This is a genomic window from Pseudomonas sp. Hz4 (assembly GCF_054898165.1).
In genome coordinates, this window is the sequence record NZ_CM142719.1 from 4,056,847 (window position 1) to 4,073,151 (window position 16,305).

12 protein-coding genes are annotated in these 16,305 nt (G+C 51.1%); 5 read left to right on the top strand and 7 right to left on the bottom strand.

Annotated features, from left to right (window positions below):
- Window positions 1–116 precede the first annotated feature (116 nt).
- The 3 genes from rssC to ACYZTR_RS18565 form a co-directional block, all read right to left on the bottom strand.
- Window positions 117–599 carry an anti-sigma factor antagonist RssC gene (gene rssC / locus ACYZTR_RS18555; protein ID WP_007935262.1) on the bottom strand — a complete coding sequence of 161 codons (483 nt, stop codon included), beginning with the start codon at window positions 597–599 and terminating at the stop codon, window positions 117–119.
- Window positions 596–1,780 (bottom strand): two-component system response regulator RssB, encoded by a 1,185-nt coding sequence (gene rssB / locus ACYZTR_RS18560; protein ID WP_461964740.1) that lies wholly within the window; start codon window positions 1,778–1,780, stop codon window positions 596–598. Before rssB ends, rssC begins: the two co-directional genes overlap by 4 nt.
- Before the next feature lie 352 nt (window positions 1,781–2,132).
- Entirely contained in the window at window positions 2,133–2,822 is a 690-nt protein-coding gene (locus ACYZTR_RS18565; RefSeq protein WP_461973159.1) for an MlaA family lipoprotein, read from the bottom strand.
- A 200-nt stretch (window positions 2,823–3,022) separates the two neighbouring features.
- Here ACYZTR_RS18565 and ACYZTR_RS18570 point away from each other — a divergent pair, with 200 nt between their 5' ends.
- The 5 genes from ACYZTR_RS18570 (at window position 3,023) to ACYZTR_RS18590 (ending at window position 9,792) form a co-directional block, all read left to right on the top strand.
- Window positions 3,023–3,643 (top strand): HAD family phosphatase, encoded by a 621-nt coding sequence (locus tag ACYZTR_RS18570; protein WP_461973161.1) that lies wholly within the window; start codon window positions 3,023–3,025, stop codon window positions 3,641–3,643.
- Window positions 3,644–3,753: 110 nt separating this feature from the next.
- Window positions 3,754–4,017, top strand: a complete 264-nt coding sequence (locus ACYZTR_RS18575) for a DUF4404 family protein (protein ID WP_131059929.1) — start codon at window positions 3,754–3,756, stop codon at window positions 4,015–4,017.
- 534 nt (window positions 4,018–4,551) lie between these two features.
- A complete protein-coding gene (locus ACYZTR_RS18580) occupies window positions 4,552–8,130 on the top strand; it encodes a hypothetical protein (RefSeq protein WP_461973163.1) in 3,579 nt (1,192 codons plus the stop codon).
- Complete coding sequence (locus ACYZTR_RS18585; protein ID WP_461973165.1) at window positions 8,111–8,578, top strand: hypothetical protein; 468 nt, start codon at window positions 8,111–8,113, stop codon at window positions 8,576–8,578. The genes ACYZTR_RS18580 and ACYZTR_RS18585 overlap by 20 nt, the downstream gene beginning before the upstream one ends.
- Entirely contained in the window at window positions 8,578–9,792 is a 1,215-nt protein-coding gene (locus ACYZTR_RS18590; RefSeq protein ID WP_461973167.1) for a phosphorylase family protein, read from the top strand. Before ACYZTR_RS18585 ends, ACYZTR_RS18590 begins: the two co-directional genes overlap by 1 nt.
- 724 nt (window positions 9,793–10,516) lie before the next feature.
- Here the strand turns inward: ACYZTR_RS18590 and ACYZTR_RS18595 are convergent.
- The 4 genes from ACYZTR_RS18595 to gmtY all read right to left on the bottom strand — a co-directional run bounded on the left by ACYZTR_RS18595 (window position 10,517) and on the right by gmtY (window position 16,285).
- Window positions 10,517–11,395 (bottom strand): hypothetical protein, encoded by an 879-nt coding sequence (locus ACYZTR_RS18595; protein ID WP_306493739.1) that lies wholly within the window; start codon window positions 11,393–11,395, stop codon window positions 10,517–10,519.
- Window positions 11,396–11,621: 226 nt separating this feature from the next.
- The gene (gene gmtX, locus ACYZTR_RS18600; RefSeq protein ID WP_461973169.1) at window positions 11,622–12,281 is read right to left on the bottom strand and encodes a gamma-mobile-trio protein GmtX; all 660 of its coding nucleotides are present in this window, start codon (window positions 12,279–12,281) and stop codon (window positions 11,622–11,624) included.
- Window positions 12,278–14,875 (bottom strand): gamma-mobile-trio integrase GmtZ, encoded by a 2,598-nt coding sequence (gmtZ, locus tag ACYZTR_RS18605; RefSeq protein WP_461973171.1) that lies wholly within the window; start codon window positions 14,873–14,875, stop codon window positions 12,278–12,280. The genes gmtX and gmtZ overlap by 4 nt, the downstream gene beginning before the upstream one ends.
- A 9-nt stretch (window positions 14,876–14,884) precedes the next feature.
- Window positions 14,885–16,285 (bottom strand): gamma-mobile-trio recombinase GmtY, encoded by a 1,401-nt coding sequence (gene gmtY / locus ACYZTR_RS18610; protein WP_283190420.1) that lies wholly within the window; start codon window positions 16,283–16,285, stop codon window positions 14,885–14,887.
- Between the last annotated feature and the right edge of the window lie 20 nt (window positions 16,286–16,305).

The window sequence follows — 16,305 nt, forward strand, 5'->3', positions numbered from 1 at the left end:
TGATGCAAAAAGGGCGAACCTTAACGGATTCGCCCTTTTTTATAGGTCGATTTTGGGGTTGCTTCGCAGCCCAGCGGGACGGTGCGGCGTTCCGACAAGCTCCCTCGCCACAGAGATCAGTGACGCTCGAGGGCGTTCACCAGATCATGGAATGCTTCACGATTGGAGTCGTTGAGGCCCATGAGGATCTTGTGTGCTTCGAGCACTTTGATACGCACCACTTCTTCGGACTGATCCTGGTCTGGCAGGTCGGTCAGGCACTCAGGGCACGGGATCGGGCGGTCAACGATGTTGAACACCTGCTCGAAGCCCATGGACTGCAGCAGACGGGTGATGTCTTCGTGGGTGGTGACGACGGTCGGCAGCAAGCCGACCTTTTGCCGCGACAGGATCGACAATTTGGCCAGCAGGCCCAACGTGGTGCTGTCGATGCTGCGGGTTTCGGTCAGGTCGATCACGATCGCATTGAAGTTCAACGCCGTAAAGATCCGCTCAATAGTCGCATCCAACGCCGAACACAGGGTCAGGCGAACTTCACCGACGAACTTCAGGACGAAGGTGCCATCCTGCTCGGCGAACTGGATTCTACCGGTACTCATTGAAGATTCCTGCTCAACACCAACAGGGCGATATCATCCGGCATCTCCCCTAGCGTGGCCAATCCAAAAACCTGCCGCAGACCATCCAGGCTGCCGCCCGCTGCCTTGACCCGTTGAGGCAAAGCCGCTTCTTTTTCTTTGAGTGTAGGTTCTGGCAAAAGGTCCAGGATGCCATCAGACATCAGCGTCAGGCTGAATGTCGGCGGCAGCTCCAGTACGTGGTCTTCGTAGGTGGCTTCATTAAAGAGGCCCACCGGCAGACCACGCCCTTCCAGATAACGAACACTGTCTGGCGTGTACAACACAGGCAACGGCAAATGACCACCGATGCTATAGGTCAACAAACCTGTCTCCTCGTCGATGACTCCACCGACCATTGTGACGTGTTTACCCAGCTTACAACTGATCAGGCCTCGGTTGATATGACCAAGGACCTCTGAAGGCTTGAATTCCGGCAATGTGCCGCTGCGCTTGGACTCGAACAGCAAGCGCGTGGTCATGAACTTCAGCAGCACGGTAACGAACGCGGAAGAGGCACCATGACCGGAAACGTCCGCCAGGTAGAAGGCTACCCGACGCTCGTCGACCCGAAAGTAGTCAACGAAGTCACCCGACAAGTACAGCGACGGGATGATCTGGTGAGCAAACTGGAACTCGTCGATGGTCCAGGGACTGACCGGCAGCATGTTCATCTGCACCTGGCGACCAGCGTTCTGGTCTTCCTGGAGCAGGTTCAAGCTGGCAGCGAGCTCGCGGTTGGCCTTTTCCAGCTTCTCGCGGTAGCGCTGGTTTTCCAGCAGCAGGCGCGCACGATCCAGGGCCCGGCGCACCGAGTGCTCGAGCACGGCAAGATCTTCGAGAGGCTTGATCAGGTAGTCCGCCGCGCCCAGGCGCAGGGCCTCGACCGCGTCGTTCATCACGCCGGCACCCGAAACCACGATTACCGGGGTTTGTGGCGACAGCCCGGTGACCTGACGAATGAGTTCGAGCCCGCCCATCTGCGGCATACGCAGATCGCAGATGACCAAGTCGGGCTTGTTTTGCTCGAATACCTGAAGACCCTGCTGGCCATTGCTGGCCTGCAGGACACTGAAACCACTGTCTTCCAAGTAGGCCGCGAGGCTCGCGCGCACTACTTCGTCATCATCGATTATCAGCAGCGTGGCACTGGTTTTTGGCATGTGGGCAAACGGCGCCAGAATTAGGTTGGCGTAGCAGGCAGGGGCTTTGTCCCGGCTCACACTACTGGATTCGCTTTCTAGCCTCTCTACTGCACTGTTTTCGAGCGTTTGCCCTACACACAGGTACACCAGAGGTGCCCTTCTAAGGCGCAGACGGTACTCCCATCCGCGGGGCGTTTCAAGCTCACGCCGATGGTCGCTTGACGTCTGTCCATTTCAAATCACCGGGAGTTATAAGAACAGGCAAAACCGTAACGTAATGGAAGGTTCGAACCCCTGCGTCAAACCGGTCCCGGAGGCTCAACGAAAGAAGGCGGCCAACTGGCCGCCTTGTCGGTTTTACCGGTCGAGATCAAAAATCGTCTTCGACCTGGCCGTCTTTGACTTTGAATTCGCGATTCTGCAAATACGCATTGCGGATGAAGGTGTATTTGTCGCCGCTGATCAGCTTCTCGGCCGACAGCAGGCTGGCGCGGGTATCGACAATGTTCAGACCGAAGATCGAGTTACGCACGGGCACGTCGTGGATGTACGGGTACGGGCCGGTGTAGCCGTCGACATACTTGGACGGCGCGTCACGTAGCGTGCTTGGACCCAACAACGGCAACATCACGTACGGGCCGCTGCTCACACCCCAGTAGCCGAGTGTCTGGCCGAAGTCTTCGTCACTGCGTTGCAGGCCCATTTTGGTGCCCACGTCGATGAAGCCCAGCAGACCGAACGTGGTGTTGAAGATCAAGCGTGCGGTGTCGACGCCAGCGGCGGCGGGTTTGGCCTGCAAGATGTTGTTGGCAAGGTTGGTGACATCACCGACGTTGCGGAACATGTTGTGAATGCCGTCTTCGAGAAACTGTGGCGTCACGTACTGATAGCCTTGCGCCAAAGGCTTCAGTGCATAGGTATCGACTACGTCGTTGAACGTGTAGATCGGGCGGTTGATGCTTTCCCAAGGGTCGTCTTCCGAGGCTGCCTGGGCAACGAACGGAACCAGCAGTACGCTGGCAAACACACAAAACTGAGCTAGATGATTGCTCCAGCGCATAGAAAAACTCCTTGGATTGTACTGGCGCGGGCGCGTGGCCCAAGCGTAAAGCTGGCTAGTATAAGACGGAAAAGCCGCTTAAGGCAGCACCGTGCGAGGCAGCCTACAGATCATTCGCAATGATTGTGAGCGATTCACATCAGTGTCACTCAACTGTCACCGTCGCCCCCTAGCCTTGAGGCTATTTCAGGGACGTTGATATGCCGCACGCCGAAACATTGCCCCACATTGCGCCCAGCCTGACCGCCGTGCTGTTCGGCCTCAGTGGTTGCCTGGTGGATTTCGGCGCACGCACGCGCACGCAAAGCAGCCACTCTGCCGTGCACGCCGAAGCCACGCCCGGTGCGCTGGATAGCCTGCGCAGCTTGCAGCATCAGCAGATTCCCTGTGCCTGGCTCGACGAGCTCCCCCCTGCCCTCAGCCATTCCCTGGCCGTCGCATTGCCTTCATGGATCAAACCCTCGCAACACCCCGAAACAAACAATCCATGGCCGGCACCGCACGCCTGCTGGCAAGCCTTGATGACGTTGAATGTCGACCGACTGGAGGGTTGCGTGCTGGTCAGCGGCGAACCGCGATTGCTGCAAGCGGGGCTCAATGCCGGGTTGTGGACGATTGGGCTGGCGTCCTGCGGCTCACTCTGCGGCCTGGCACCCAACGACTGGCAGGCGCTGACTCAGCAGGAACGGGAATTCAAACGCGGCAAAGCAACGGTGCAACTGTTCAGTCTGGGTGTGCATTCGGTGATTGATCACCTTGGTGAACTCGATACCTGCCTGGCAGATATCAGCCTGCGCCGACTCAAGGGCGAAAAGCCCTGATGGAGATCATGCAGGTTGCGCGCGAGTGGATTAATCTAAAGGTCAAGCCATAGACCTTTGGCGTGCTGCTGCGGTCTATGCCAGTGCCTATCGATAAAAGGAAGAACGCCATGCCTGCCCGCGAACTGCAACAACAGCTCAATACTCTGCGCGAGCAATTGGAACAGAATCCACCGCTGACCGAAGCCGAGCGCGAAGACCTGCACGCGCTGATGGCACAAATCGAACTTGAGCTTGAACTTGAAACCAAAACCCAGGACACCAACCTCGCCGACAACGTGAACCTGGCCGTCGAACGCTTCGAAATAGAACACCCGACCCTTGCCGGCACCTTGCGCAACATCGTGCAAGCGCTAGGAAATATGGGAATCTGAACCCGCCGAATACGCAAAAAGCCCCGCCTTTTACGACTTATACCCTAACGGTACATAGTTTTGTCAGCTGGGACCGAAGGTCTAACAGGTGTTGGCTTTCAATCATCCTAGCCTTACGATGTAGAAATACATCCTAAGACATCGTAATTCCTAAGCGCCCACGGCTACGTCGGCGCTTTTTTATTTTCCGATCCACAGCCCTAGTCGCGGCCCCTGGCCCAGTGTTTCCAGTCAGGCTGAAGGATGGGTAGTTGCACAGACTTGCCCACCCGTTTGCATTCAACTTGACCAGCCATTTGCATCGGACTTGACTACCAGCGTCGTGGCGGTGACCGGCAGAGAACGACCCATAGCTGCCGGTGAGCAACGGCAGAGTTCGGCCAAATGCAGACGGTCGTGATCAGCAGAGAATGGCTAATCGCGGTCAGCAAAATAGACTGTCGAAGATCTAGGTCTCCTCCGCCCTATCTGCGAGCTCCATTTAGCCACTGGATGGTAAACGGCGTTAAACAGCGTGCGATTTAGCATGGCATAATGGCTATCCGCTATGCTGTGTCCAACCCAGTTACTGCAGAGTACCTCATGCCAAGGAAGATCCCGAAGTGGCGCCAAGCTAGATCAATTTCCAACAGCGCGACCTTGCAAAAGAAAGTCGCCACGATTCAATCGGCTGGAGTTGACCCAGAAGTTATTGCTCGTTTGAAGAGCGAAGCTGCATCTAATGAACTGTTTACTTTGCTCAACAAATTAAGCTTAAGTCAAGAAGAACTGACCAAGCTAAAAGGTGACGCCTTTCCTCCAACCCTGGATAAAGTATTCACCGGGCCACTAACGGGTAATTACGGCGCTCTAGCTAACGAGCTAATATGGGGCGTAGCTACGCTTCTTCCTAGCGGAAAGAAACTAAGGGGGTTTGTCGGGCAGAAGCAATCGTTTGAACTTGCAGTTATCTCAAGCGATAAATCTAACGCCGCCAGAATTTTGGATGATTGTCATCGATCATTTGGATGGTCCGTATGGTATATGCAGAATACGCTCGCGATCGCGCAATTCAAGGATGGCGTTGAGGAAAAGAGGCGACTTACCTCGATATACGAACAACAGGTAACACATAGTCCACTATTAGCAACTATGCTTCATTACATGGCGAAGAGGATAGAGGGGACTGCTGTACCAGGGTACTTACAAGGTGAGCTAGCTAGTAGTTATGAAGGAGGGGCCTATCGATACTTAAAAGCAAAAATTATAGATATGTCCGACGCGGATATAGATACAATGGCATTTGTTTTAAGCATTGACTCGAGCTTCAGCGCAATTGACCATTACGAAAGCGTGATCTCAACGTTACAGAATATAATTGTTAGCGAAGAGCTTGCAAAGACTGTAGCGCCGGTGCTGACAATTCCGGTGCAGAAGCTCTATAGGTCCACAGCTGACAGACGGCTAGTACCAATTCTAATTGCATTTGGAACCTTGGACTCAGCTTTATACGAAATCGCAGATAGTAAAGTAAAATTTATAGAAGCTTACTCTCAGGGCAATTATCGTGAGGCACTGGGGCTTGCAGACACTCATCTGTCTCAGTACGCTGATGATATGGGCGCGTTTGTGATGCGGGTGCGAACAGAGGTAAAGTGTGGCGCTACTGCAGTGACTTGCGATGGAATACTTGGTGAAGTCGCCCAGCACCTGAGGAACATAATATCTTTGACTTCGGATACCTACTCATCTGCGCTTTCTTTATTTACCCTCCACGATAGGTTTTTCGGTCATTCTTGGACGAACTTTTTGAAAGGCGTGGTTAATTTTGAACTTGCAAGCAATCAGTTTGACCATCCCTCAATTGCTTTAAGGCGGATTCTTGTTTTAGAGTCTGGGCCAACACCATTTACTGCTCTTCTTCAGTCATGCAAAAACAACGAATATCATTTAATTAGGTTTTATATAAAGCGGAAGTTGTTTTCTAGCACAATTGATGTTTTTAGACTTGCCACTTACGGAGTTGCAAATAATCCTACAAATATCAGTGAGGAGCGTAGAAGACGCTACCTAGGTAGTTATGCTCTGACTAAGGGAGATTTCAAAAGCGCTATAGAAAACTTTGAATGGCTTATTGCAAACTCAACTGGGGCTGCATCAATGCGAGCCTCTGCGGCAGCAGCTATTGCATACGCTCGAAGTGGACAATATTTTAGCTCCGTTGAATCTTTAGTTTGTGGTTACTTAAATTGGCCACACGCTCCCACAGTACTTCCATTGCAGGAAATAGTTTCTAGACTGGAACTCCCGGAAAACTGGCCCGAATCAATTTGCCTACCACTGGTGTTTGAGCTTTATACGTCTTACTGCTCGAATGATCGAATGACACATCTGCGCTACGCATTTGAGCGTTTTCAAACAGACTTTGATGTGTCTTCACCCTTTGAGTTGAAGGAGCGGGTTTCCGAATTTGGCTTAAACAAAGTGATCTTCTACCTGAATAGTGTTTGGCGTCCTGAGGTAATGAGGCAAACAGTCTTGTATGAAGGCACCCGCGAAATTGAGGAAGAAAGAATCAAGGTCTGTCAATCTTTGGCTGACATCGATAGCGCTAATTCAATAAAGTACTTAGGTGAAATTCGTGAGCGTGTAAAAACCTTAGAAATCGCCAAGGCGACTAACCTGGTTGAGCAAAGCAAAGTCTACGTAGATATCGCCGCAATAAAGAAAGCTCTGCGAACTAAGCTAGGGGATGCGTATGCGCGATATAAATCTGCTGCTCCCGATGTAACTGCATCTGATACCACACTAATGGATGTGATCTCTGAAGCGCTTACACTGGCTGGAAGCGATATTTCTCTAACTCGCTTTATGTCGCAATTGCATATTGTGCGAAAAGATACAACCACAAGCGAACTAGATCTTCAGTTTGCAGCAATGTTCGCTGAGGTTACAAATGAGTTTTTGCGTGGCGATCATGGACTGAACGCCTATCTGAGCACTAGGGTTCGTCATGGAAAACTAAGTAATGCCCTCCGCAAGCCTGCCGTAGATGAGTTCCTCGTTACCGAACGAAAAGAAGGGTCTACATCGTATGTGCCGAACTATCACTGGGCACAAACATTAAACGGGCTCGATCTTGAGGAGCATGAGCAGCTTTCGAGTGTTTTAGAGGTTTTTGCGAGCACACTTGACTCAATAATATCTCACGTCAAAGATGACTTGATTCAGGTTAGGGTTACTCATGAGCTCAGATCAAAGGATACTAATCATTTTGCATTATTCGCTTATCAAACGACAAACTTAGAGCGGATGTACATGCAAGCGAATGACGCTGCTGTCAAAAGCTTAGATGAGTTTATTGACCTGTGTGTCGAAACCCTTTGGGACAAAACAGACGCAAATTTAGTACATGTACAAAACGTCCTTCGCACGGAAATTCGGCAAAGATTATCATCAGCTTTTGATGAGTTAAACCGTTCTTTGAATGCTTTGAACTTTGCAGATAGGCTTGGTGAACTTAATAATCATGTTTTCCGGGCTCGCACTAATACACAGGCGCAACTTAACAACGTGACGTCGTGGTTTAAGAGAAGCGAAGTCTACGACAGGCAAGATTACTCAATTGAATTTCCAATGCTTGTTGCTACAAATATGATACGTAATTCCATTTCCGGCGCCCGTGACTGGAAAGGTGTAGATATTAATATTTCAGACGTCCAAGGGCTCATGCCAGGCAGAAGCCTAGACGCGATGGTGGATATGTTCTGCGTTTTATTTGAAAACGCTATAGAGCACTCTGGGGAAGGCCTGCCAAACCTAAGAGTTTCTGCTGATTTGCGATTTGTTGATGGCTGTTTCAGTGCGACGCTCCGCAATTCAGTTTTTTCTAAAACATATGCTGATCGCGATGAAAGTAGATTGCAGCGCATTCGAGCTGAGTTAAGCAAGGATGACAATAGAAACAAAGCGCAAAAAGAAGGGCGGAGCGGATTCCACAAACTCTGGGCTATAATAAATGCTCCGCAATATTGGGAGCCATCATTGGAATTCGGCTTCAAAGAAGCTGGAACATTCGAAGTAATCGTAAGTTTTAAAACCGAGGTGACTCACGATGAAAATGCTTATAATTGAAGATGATGAAGACAAGCTGAAGACGCTTGCCGAGTTCATAGGTGCGGAGTTTCCTGGGTATCTTATCGAAACGGCCATGTCATATAATAGTGGGTTAAGGGCAATAATTAAAGGCAGTAAGGTATATGATTTTATTCTGCTCGACATGAGCATGCCTAACTATGATGTGAGTCCCTCTGAGCCTAGTGGAGGCAGCCCTGAAAGCTTCGCTGGGAGCGAGTTGCTTGCTCAAATGAAGCTGCGTGGCATCCAGATACCGACGGTAGTCGTTACTATGTTTGATGCTTTCGGCGACAACTCTTCTAAAGTTTCGCTACAGCAATTGGTTGAAAAGCTTGCAACACAATTCAAACCAACTTTTCGAGGTTCTGTCTACTATAATCCGGCGGAAAATGGATGGCGATCCTCACTCAAAGCAATAATTGATGATATTAGGGATAATGGCTAATGATTAAGCTTTTGATTGTAGATGATGAATATGTAAAGATTTCTGCTATTTCCGAAGTGGTGACGGCGCTCGATGACTCAATTCAAATAGAACACGCGAGTACCTCCAGTGAGGCGCGCCGTAAACTTAGACAAACTGAATATGATCTATTAATTATTGATCTCAACTTGCCGGCAGCTATCGGGGCTTCACCGACCAGAAATGGTGGTTTAGAGTTTTTCGATATTCTTTTACTCGATAAAGATATATTGCTTCCTGATGTTATATTCTTATCCGCGCTCGAAGATTCATTGGAAGAAGCGGAAAAAGCGGTAAACGAACGTGGTGCAATTTTCTGTTCCTTCAGTACTGGCGATTCTGGCATCTGGAAGCAGATTTTATCAGGTAAAGTTAAATACGCCTCACAACGGAGAGCCAGGATTAACGCAGCATCCCCTCGCTTCGATGTTGTAATTATGACAGCCCTTGGAGAGCCAGAATTAACCGCTGTGCTTAAGCTCAATTATGGTTGGAAAGCCCTGAGATTCAGTAACGATCCTACTGGCTATCATGTCGGTGAAATCCCAAGAGCAAATGGTAGTCTGAGTGTTGTGGCAGCTTCCGCCCGACGCAAGGGCATGCCATCATCAGCCTCACTGGCTTCAAAGATGGTTGCAAGATTCCAACCACGTTACGTCGTAATGTTAGGAATTTGTGCAGGGGTAAAAGACAAAACTAATTACGGTGATGTCATAGTCGCAGACCCATCGTGGGACTGGGGAAGCGGTAAACACGCGGAAAAAGAGGACGGAACGAGAGTGTTCATGGCTGCCCCGTACCCGCATCCATTGGATACTCATATCTCCCAACTGGCAATGGAGATAGGTACTGATAAAGTTGCTCGCGAACTTCAAGCTGGCTGGGAAGGAGGTTTGCCTGAAGGGAAACTAAGCATCAGAGTTGGGCCTATGGCTTCCGGTGCCGCTGTTTTGGCTACAAATGATGCAATGCAACCAATAACGGCGCAGAATCGCGAAGTTCTAGCCGTTGAGATGGAAGCGTACGCTGTTATGGCTTCTGCTGATTTCGCGTGCAAACCTTCGCCGATACCAATTGCGATTAAGTCAGTTTGTGATTTTGCAGATGCTGAAAAAAATGATCTGTGGCAAGGATACGCGGCATATACAAGTGCGGCTTTTTTCAATCGACTTTTTACTGACGAGCATCTGATGTAGTTGAGTACAATCTTGTTCAGACCGCCCCTGTTAACGTTCAGGTGATTTCTCGCCTCACTAGGTTTTATTCGGCCAGAAGTCTATAGACACTCAATGTCTGCTTCTGGCCGTTTTCTGCCCATCCCAAGAGGCACAAAGCGACCCAAAGCGGGCACTAACGATCAGGTAAACGGCAGGCAAAAGCGTACCGTTTGACTGTCTGGCAAGCCAAGTGAGCGACGTTTGCGTATTGTTAAAAACCATATACACAATTGCCTAGTAAGTCGCCAAAGGCGTTAGTTAGCGTGCCTATGGCAGTAATAACGATGCCTAGTGCAACATTATTACCAATCCTCCGTTCTTCTGCTGTCGTGATTATCGGCGTGCCGTCGGTGTGGAGGTCAGCGAAGCGCCCAGCGCTGGATTGTGACTTATAAACTCCGCTTGAAAACAGAGGTGACATAGTAAAAAGCAGGCCGACCACTATAACCACCGCGCCAAATCGATTCATCCACGACCAGTTTTCATTAATTAATGAAAAAATTAATTCCTGCGCCAAAGGCTGCTAAAGAAATAAAAATTAAAAAACCCTTAGAGGCGAGGGGTTTTACTATTGAATCGAGTATATGCCTGTCTGGATGTCGGTTTTGGGTGAACACGGAGCATTCCTTTGGCTACTAACGTTTGGTTAAGGGGCGGGCTTTAGCCCGTCCCAGTGAGCGAAGCGAATGATTTGAACCATTTGTTAGGTGGTGTGAACGATGTCGGCTGTTACAGACAGAGTTGAAAAAGCTCCTCGCCCAGGATCTTCAATGCCTGAATGGGCATAGCACTTGCTCCAACCTTGAACAATTTTAAAGTAGCATTGCCTTTTTAACTTCAGCTCCTTTATTTCTGTGATCTCGAACATCGAGCCTAAACCCAGAAACGCCTGCTCATCGGCTCGGAATGGTTGAAAGAGACCAAATGAACTCCAAGAAACTAAAAGCGACCACACTCTAACTAGTAGGCGCAGGTCGTTGTCAACGTCACTCCACTGGACAATTGGCATTGCCTCGTTGTGTGAAACTAGCTTGTTTCTGAATAATAATGTCTTGGAGTTTTCGTTTGTAAAGAGGCCGGATTTTATTTCCATTGCCGAGTGGATATAGTCGACTTCTTCTTTAGTGCACGCGCCGTTAGAAAGCATTAATGGAGAGGCAAGCTTCCATAACTTGCGCAATGAGTTGTCGCGTTTGTCTTTGCTTACAAGCTTTCCAATAATTGTGAATACACCATAGATTGAGCCGAGATACCATTGAGCATAAAAACCACTGTCTTTGAATGGATTGTTTTTTGTTTCTACATTTTGAAATGCATACACCATGGCTCGCCATTCGATGAGTTCAAGAATTAATTCATCAATGCCCTGAGGATAGTTTCCTTGCTTAAAGTCATCGCTATTTTTCCATTCTTTCAATTTTTCCAGTTCACTTAGCCATAAGCCCCGAGATTCCTCACTGTGTGCGCTCTCAAACATTTCCTGATAATGGCTTATGGTTGAGTTAATTTCTTCAAGTGTCTTCGCTTTGTTTGTGAGAGCGACAACATACTCTTTAGCTTCTTCTACAGTGCAAAACTGCATGTGCGGCTCCACCTAACGATTGAGCTAAGGGGCGGCGGCACGCCGTCCCAGCGAACGAAATGAGCGATTTCAGCGCCTTATTATCTCTTCACCATGTTTTTGTTCAATGAACTCAATAAAATCATCTAGTGGAGTCTTGGCCATATAATATCCCCTTTTTTTTTTGGTAGAACCAGCCTGACTGCCGTTGACCTTATCTGTTGCAGACCTAAATTTGGATCCTGGTTCAATTGCCCAGTATCTTCCGAATCGCTCGAGCAAAACCCACGTCGAACAACGTCCGTCCGCGCTCATTGACAATTTCGCCGTGGCTACCTTCCCGCAGACCGCATGTTTCCAAGTGTTCGGGCGATATAGCCTTCAGCAAGGCTTCGTACTCAGATGGGGTCAGTTGCGCAGCAAGGGCGAGCACTGCAACCTGCGCTCCAGGCGCACTCGCAATGGTTGCCCCCAGTGGACGCCGATCCACCGTAACTTGCGTGTTGGCCTTCAGGACGTTGAGCTGTGCCTTGAGCTTATCTCGCTCGGCAATAATGGCTTGCATGATGGAGCGAATGGCTGGATCTTCAATACGCATCAGATATTCGTGGCTCGCGAGAATCTTTGCCGGTTTGGGCGCGGGCGGTCCCGCGTAGGCGGCCCAGGCTTCGATGAGCACTCGGTAGTCAGCAGACTGAGCATTGTAGAGCGCTCGGCCCTTTATGATGCCATCCGCTTCTGCCAGACGGCCGATGGCTGGCAGCAAGAAGTCTCGAGAGCTGGCCTCATACTGCTTGCGGCAAAGTTCGTGCATCTTAACTAGGTTGGCGCGCCGGTTTGATCGCCCGCCCTTAGCGAGTAAAACTTCCAAGATCGCGTCCGGGTGGATGTCCGTTTTGCCATTCATGTTTCATCTCCCGCGAGGACTTGGTGCACGGAAAAAGCCGCCTGAACGCCTTTTTTCGTCGGTAGTAGAGTAGACAGGTCAATATCGAAGTGGTGACTGAGGCTCACGCCCGCATCAATCAAATGAATGACTTGGCGTTGACCAAGTGCGGGATTTTCAGGGTTCATTTTCTGCGCAAGGTGGCGCATGAAAGCATTGCCGGCGAGAAGTTGCTCCTGTTCACTTAACAGCATGAACAGGGGAGAAAGATCCTCGCGATAAAGGGTCGCGTCGAGCAATTGGCTGCGACGGAATATTGCTTTGCCCGGCTCTAGGTCGGGGTAGACCTCTACGCTTTCGCATACGCCCGCTAACTGGAGCAACTCCGATTCCGTCTCTTCAAAGACAATATTCGCATCACCCAACGTGCCAGCGGCAACCAATTGCGTACCATCGCTAGATGGCGCATTGAGGGCGTCCTTACATCGTTCGATGAGGCGCCAGCAGGCTACCAAGTCCTCGGCAAGGTCGCTGAAACGCTTCATGCTTTTTTCCCACATTCGTTCTGCCTGCCGGTATGTGTCGATCCGCGCAAACGGTTGGTTTTCTTCCTCGGCGTCAGCTCGTTGTTTTTTCAGGTCCTGCAGCGTTTTTTCGTGGGCAATACAAATGTTACGCGCCTCGTCAAAGTGGTAGGCGAGTGTATTGAAGTGGGCAGCCAGTGCAGGCAGGTGGTGCGGTTCAGTCACGAACCAGCGGCAACGTACGCAATTTCTGCTCCCGCCTGGCACGGGGCCATGTTTTTTCGAGCAAAGTGAGCCGATTTGAGGGCCACCGTTGTAACAGCCGCCCACCGAGTCATTTTCTTCGATTTCGCTGGTGTTGCCGCCTACCAAGCAAAGCCCGTGGTGCATTGGCATCCAGCCGACTGCGTTCCGCGCGGCCGGATGCTGGGGGATAGCTGCGGCAATACTGGAAACGCTGTTGCAGATGGTTTTATTTAAGAGTTCGCCATATTCGGTGTCCAGAAGAAAGTTTTGAATGCTCGCTTCTTTGTTCGCTTCCAGTCGTTCTACTGCCTTGAGTAACACGTCGTTGATATACGTCGCGCCAGGCTTGGTGTAATACAACGTCATCAGTAAGCGGCTGTGGCCTACGAGTTTTTGTAGGATGGGGAACGGCACCAGCCCCTCCAGGGCGAGCGCGGTGATGAGTGAAACTCGCAGGCTATGCAAAGGAAAAAGAGTTTTCTTCGAGGATAACTTTCGCTCTTCTAGGGGAGGAAGAAATCGTATCGGCTGCCCTTTGCAATGGGTTTCTCCACGCTCGATTAGCCGCAGTTCGAGCGCCTCAAGCAAGTTAAACCAAGGTTTCTCTAACGAATCTAAGGTCAATGGAAGATGGCGTTCGCTCGCCCGCGATTCCGCCAGACGGAACAGAAAGCAAGCATCAGAATAACCGGCCAATTGCAGTGCGCTCTTGGCTTTGATGTGACGGCCATCTAGCTGAGTCCAAGAAGTACGCTGCGAGATGGGGTTGTACTTTTCTTGCCAATTGCGCATCTTTTCAAGCCAGTAGTACACATCCTGATGCACTGATCCACCGAATGCCCACGGAAGTAAATAGCCTTTGTCGGGACCGTGCTTGGCTATATCGGCGGTCTTATTGGTGTTGATATACAGTACAACCGGAACTCCTTCGCTATCGGCGAGCTGGCTGGGGTAACGGAACACACCTTGTTGAATTGGTCTACGTTCACTGCCCTGGGCGAGTCGGCCCTTGTTTGGCTCCCAAGTTTCCCTTGCGTAGCGCCGAGTATCAGCTTCGCCCGAGTCGAGCATACGGATCTGGAAGGTGCGGAGCGGCAAGATAAGCTTGACCAGCAGTGCTACCCAGCGAACCGGGCTCCACATTTCTAAGCGCCTCCCATTCTTTGCCGAACGCTCACGCCATACGCAATCCGGGTCGCTCCGATCAATTTGCTCCTCGATTACCTCGAACCAGGCAGGCCCACCGGGCCCGCACAGACCAGCTACTTCGCTGAGTCCACCTTGGGCCCAATGCCAGTCACGAAAATGCGGCCCTGCGGCAAGTATTTGCCGCAGTTCCTCGATGTAGCCGTAGGGCAACGGTGAATGCACACTTTCGTCTAGTTTGCGTAGACCAGCGAATGAGAGGCGGGACACAGGATTGTGGAAGCCGGTTAAGACTACCGGTTGATCGTTGTGCCCAAGTTCACTGAAATTCCGCAGCAGAACGAAGTTTAGAAACGCGTGAATATAGTTGTTGTACCTAACACCTCTTTCCGAGTCGGGGCACGTCATCCGGTAGAAGTCAGGCAAAACTGACTCTCTCGCTAGAATTACCGCCGGATCGAGCGGAAGATTCTGTTGGATAAGAAAACGTTCTAGGAAGGCTACCAACCCGCTAAGTTTGGCGCTTACGTCAGTCATCTCACCCTTTAGCCAGTCAACAGCTAAGATGCGCCAAACGGTCAGTTCCGGGTATTCGCGTTCGACCCACCCAAGCGCCGTGTCCGTTTCACGTGTAACTCCTACTACCTTTGCGGTCGGAATGCTGGAGGGCTTTGGCATCATTTTGGTTCTGGCAGCCATGAGAGTCCCTCAGTCGTTGTGTCCCATACCGGGCAACGATAAGTCAGATGTATAGAATGTCCCGGCGTATTTGTTCCGTAGTAGCTGCGCAGCTATTTCCAGTGATGCAAGAGCCTCACGCGTGTTTGCCTGCGTGTATACCTCCTGGCTTTCCAGCGAGGCGTGATGCATGAAGCGGCGGATGAGCGCTTTGTCGATGCCGGCTTTGCTCAGCCGGCGGCCATAGGCGTGACGGTGGCCGTGCGGCGTCGTGCCCAGAGCCTTGCCTACTGTGAGACCAATACGCTCGCAGGCGGCGGCGTGTGCCTTGTTGTACTGGGTGAGCGTGTACATTGCACCGACGGGCTCGCGGCTAAGGTTTATGAAGGCGAAGGGATGGTCGCGCTCGACGTGCACCACCTGTGCCAGGTATCGGTACCAAAGGTTCAGGAACCACTCGCCAAACTCAGGCAAGAACCAATATGCCTGCTTGTAGTAGGGGCCATCGTGTGTGCCACCTTTCCAGCCGGCGTGACGGCTGTTCATTAGCTCAGTACGGGGCGTGAGGCCGAACTGATGGGCAAGGTATTCCGCTCGATTACCGTTACGTGATCGTCCTCGCTCATCGCGCCAATCCCCAGGTGCTGCACCGTAACTCGGATGGTGGATGAGGACCTTCGCCTTGCTCTTGTTTGCGGGCTCAGGGATCACGTCAGGAATATAGAGATGAAGAGGCTCCGACTCGCGAAAGCCCGCGCCGTGCAGCAACAAGGTGATGAGCATCCCGCGATAGTCGTATCGTCCACCAACGCAGAATCCCTTATATAGCAGCTCCTCAAAGCGCTCCTCCGGGAAAGCCGGTGGTTCGGGCTTCTCTACCTTGGGCAGGCGCCGGCCTCGCACACGGTGTCCGGTCTCGACGTGGGAGGTGTTTGCCGCCCAGGTGTGGCCAAGGAAAGCCTTACTACGTCGGTACTGGTAAGCTGCTTCTTCAGCCTGTCGGTCGAAGGCGCCAATCGTATAGCGTGGGTTCACCTTTGCAGCCTCGGGGCGCATCTCGCCGAGCCAGTCGAAGAAGTCAGTCAGGTGGGTGATAATGTGCGAAGCGTCTTGAGGAGTTCTCTGAACCCAGCATAGTTCGCTCGGGTCGAGGCCTGTCTCGCGGTTGAATGTCCCAGTGTAGAGGCGTTGAGCGAAATTCTGAAAAAGTCGAAAGGTATCGCGTTCTTCGGGATTTATTTGTAGATACTCAAGGAACATCCGAACTGAGCGAGCCACTTTCGTCATCCACGTCAGGCTGCGGTCGTGGCTGCGATAAAGGTAATAGTCGAGCAACGGTTCCAACACTCCAGCGGGCGTCAGCAGCACTGGAAGTTCTGTGTAGACACCTGTGGCATCTGTATAGACGCGCGCCTTGACTGTCACAAACATGAGATCTGACCTATCTGCGC

Coding starts and splice junctions, on each gene's coding strand:
- rssC (WP_007935262.1), bottom strand. CDS start 599: ATGAGTACCGGTAGAATCCAGTTCGCCGAGCAGGATGGCACCTTCGTC.
- rssB (WP_461964740.1), bottom strand. CDS start 1,780: ATGCCAAAAACCAGTGCCACGCTGCTGATAATCGATGATGACGAAGTA.
- ACYZTR_RS18565 (WP_461973159.1), bottom strand. CDS start 2,822: ATGCGCTGGAGCAATCATCTAGCTCAGTTTTGTGTGTTTGCCAGCGTA.
- ACYZTR_RS18570 (WP_461973161.1), top strand. CDS start 3,023: ATGCCGCACGCCGAAACATTGCCCCACATTGCGCCCAGCCTGACCGCC.
- ACYZTR_RS18575 (WP_131059929.1), top strand. CDS start 3,754: ATGCCTGCCCGCGAACTGCAACAACAGCTCAATACTCTGCGCGAGCAA.
- ACYZTR_RS18580 (WP_461973163.1), top strand. CDS start 4,552: ATGGCTATCCGCTATGCTGTGTCCAACCCAGTTACTGCAGAGTACCTC.
- ACYZTR_RS18585 (WP_461973165.1), top strand. CDS start 8,111: ATGAAAATGCTTATAATTGAAGATGATGAAGACAAGCTGAAGACGCTT.
- ACYZTR_RS18590 (WP_461973167.1), top strand. CDS start 8,578: ATGATTAAGCTTTTGATTGTAGATGATGAATATGTAAAGATTTCTGCT.
- ACYZTR_RS18595 (WP_306493739.1), bottom strand. CDS start 11,395: ATGCAGTTTTGCACTGTAGAAGAAGCTAAAGAGTATGTTGTCGCTCTC.
- gmtX (WP_461973169.1), bottom strand. CDS start 12,281: ATGAATGGCAAAACGGACATCCACCCGGACGCGATCTTGGAAGTTTTA.
- gmtZ (WP_461973171.1), bottom strand. CDS start 14,875: ATGGCTGCCAGAACCAAAATGATGCCAAAGCCCTCCAGCATTCCGACC.
- gmtY (WP_283190420.1), bottom strand. CDS start 16,285: ATGTTTGTGACAGTCAAGGCGCGCGTCTATACAGATGCCACAGGTGTC.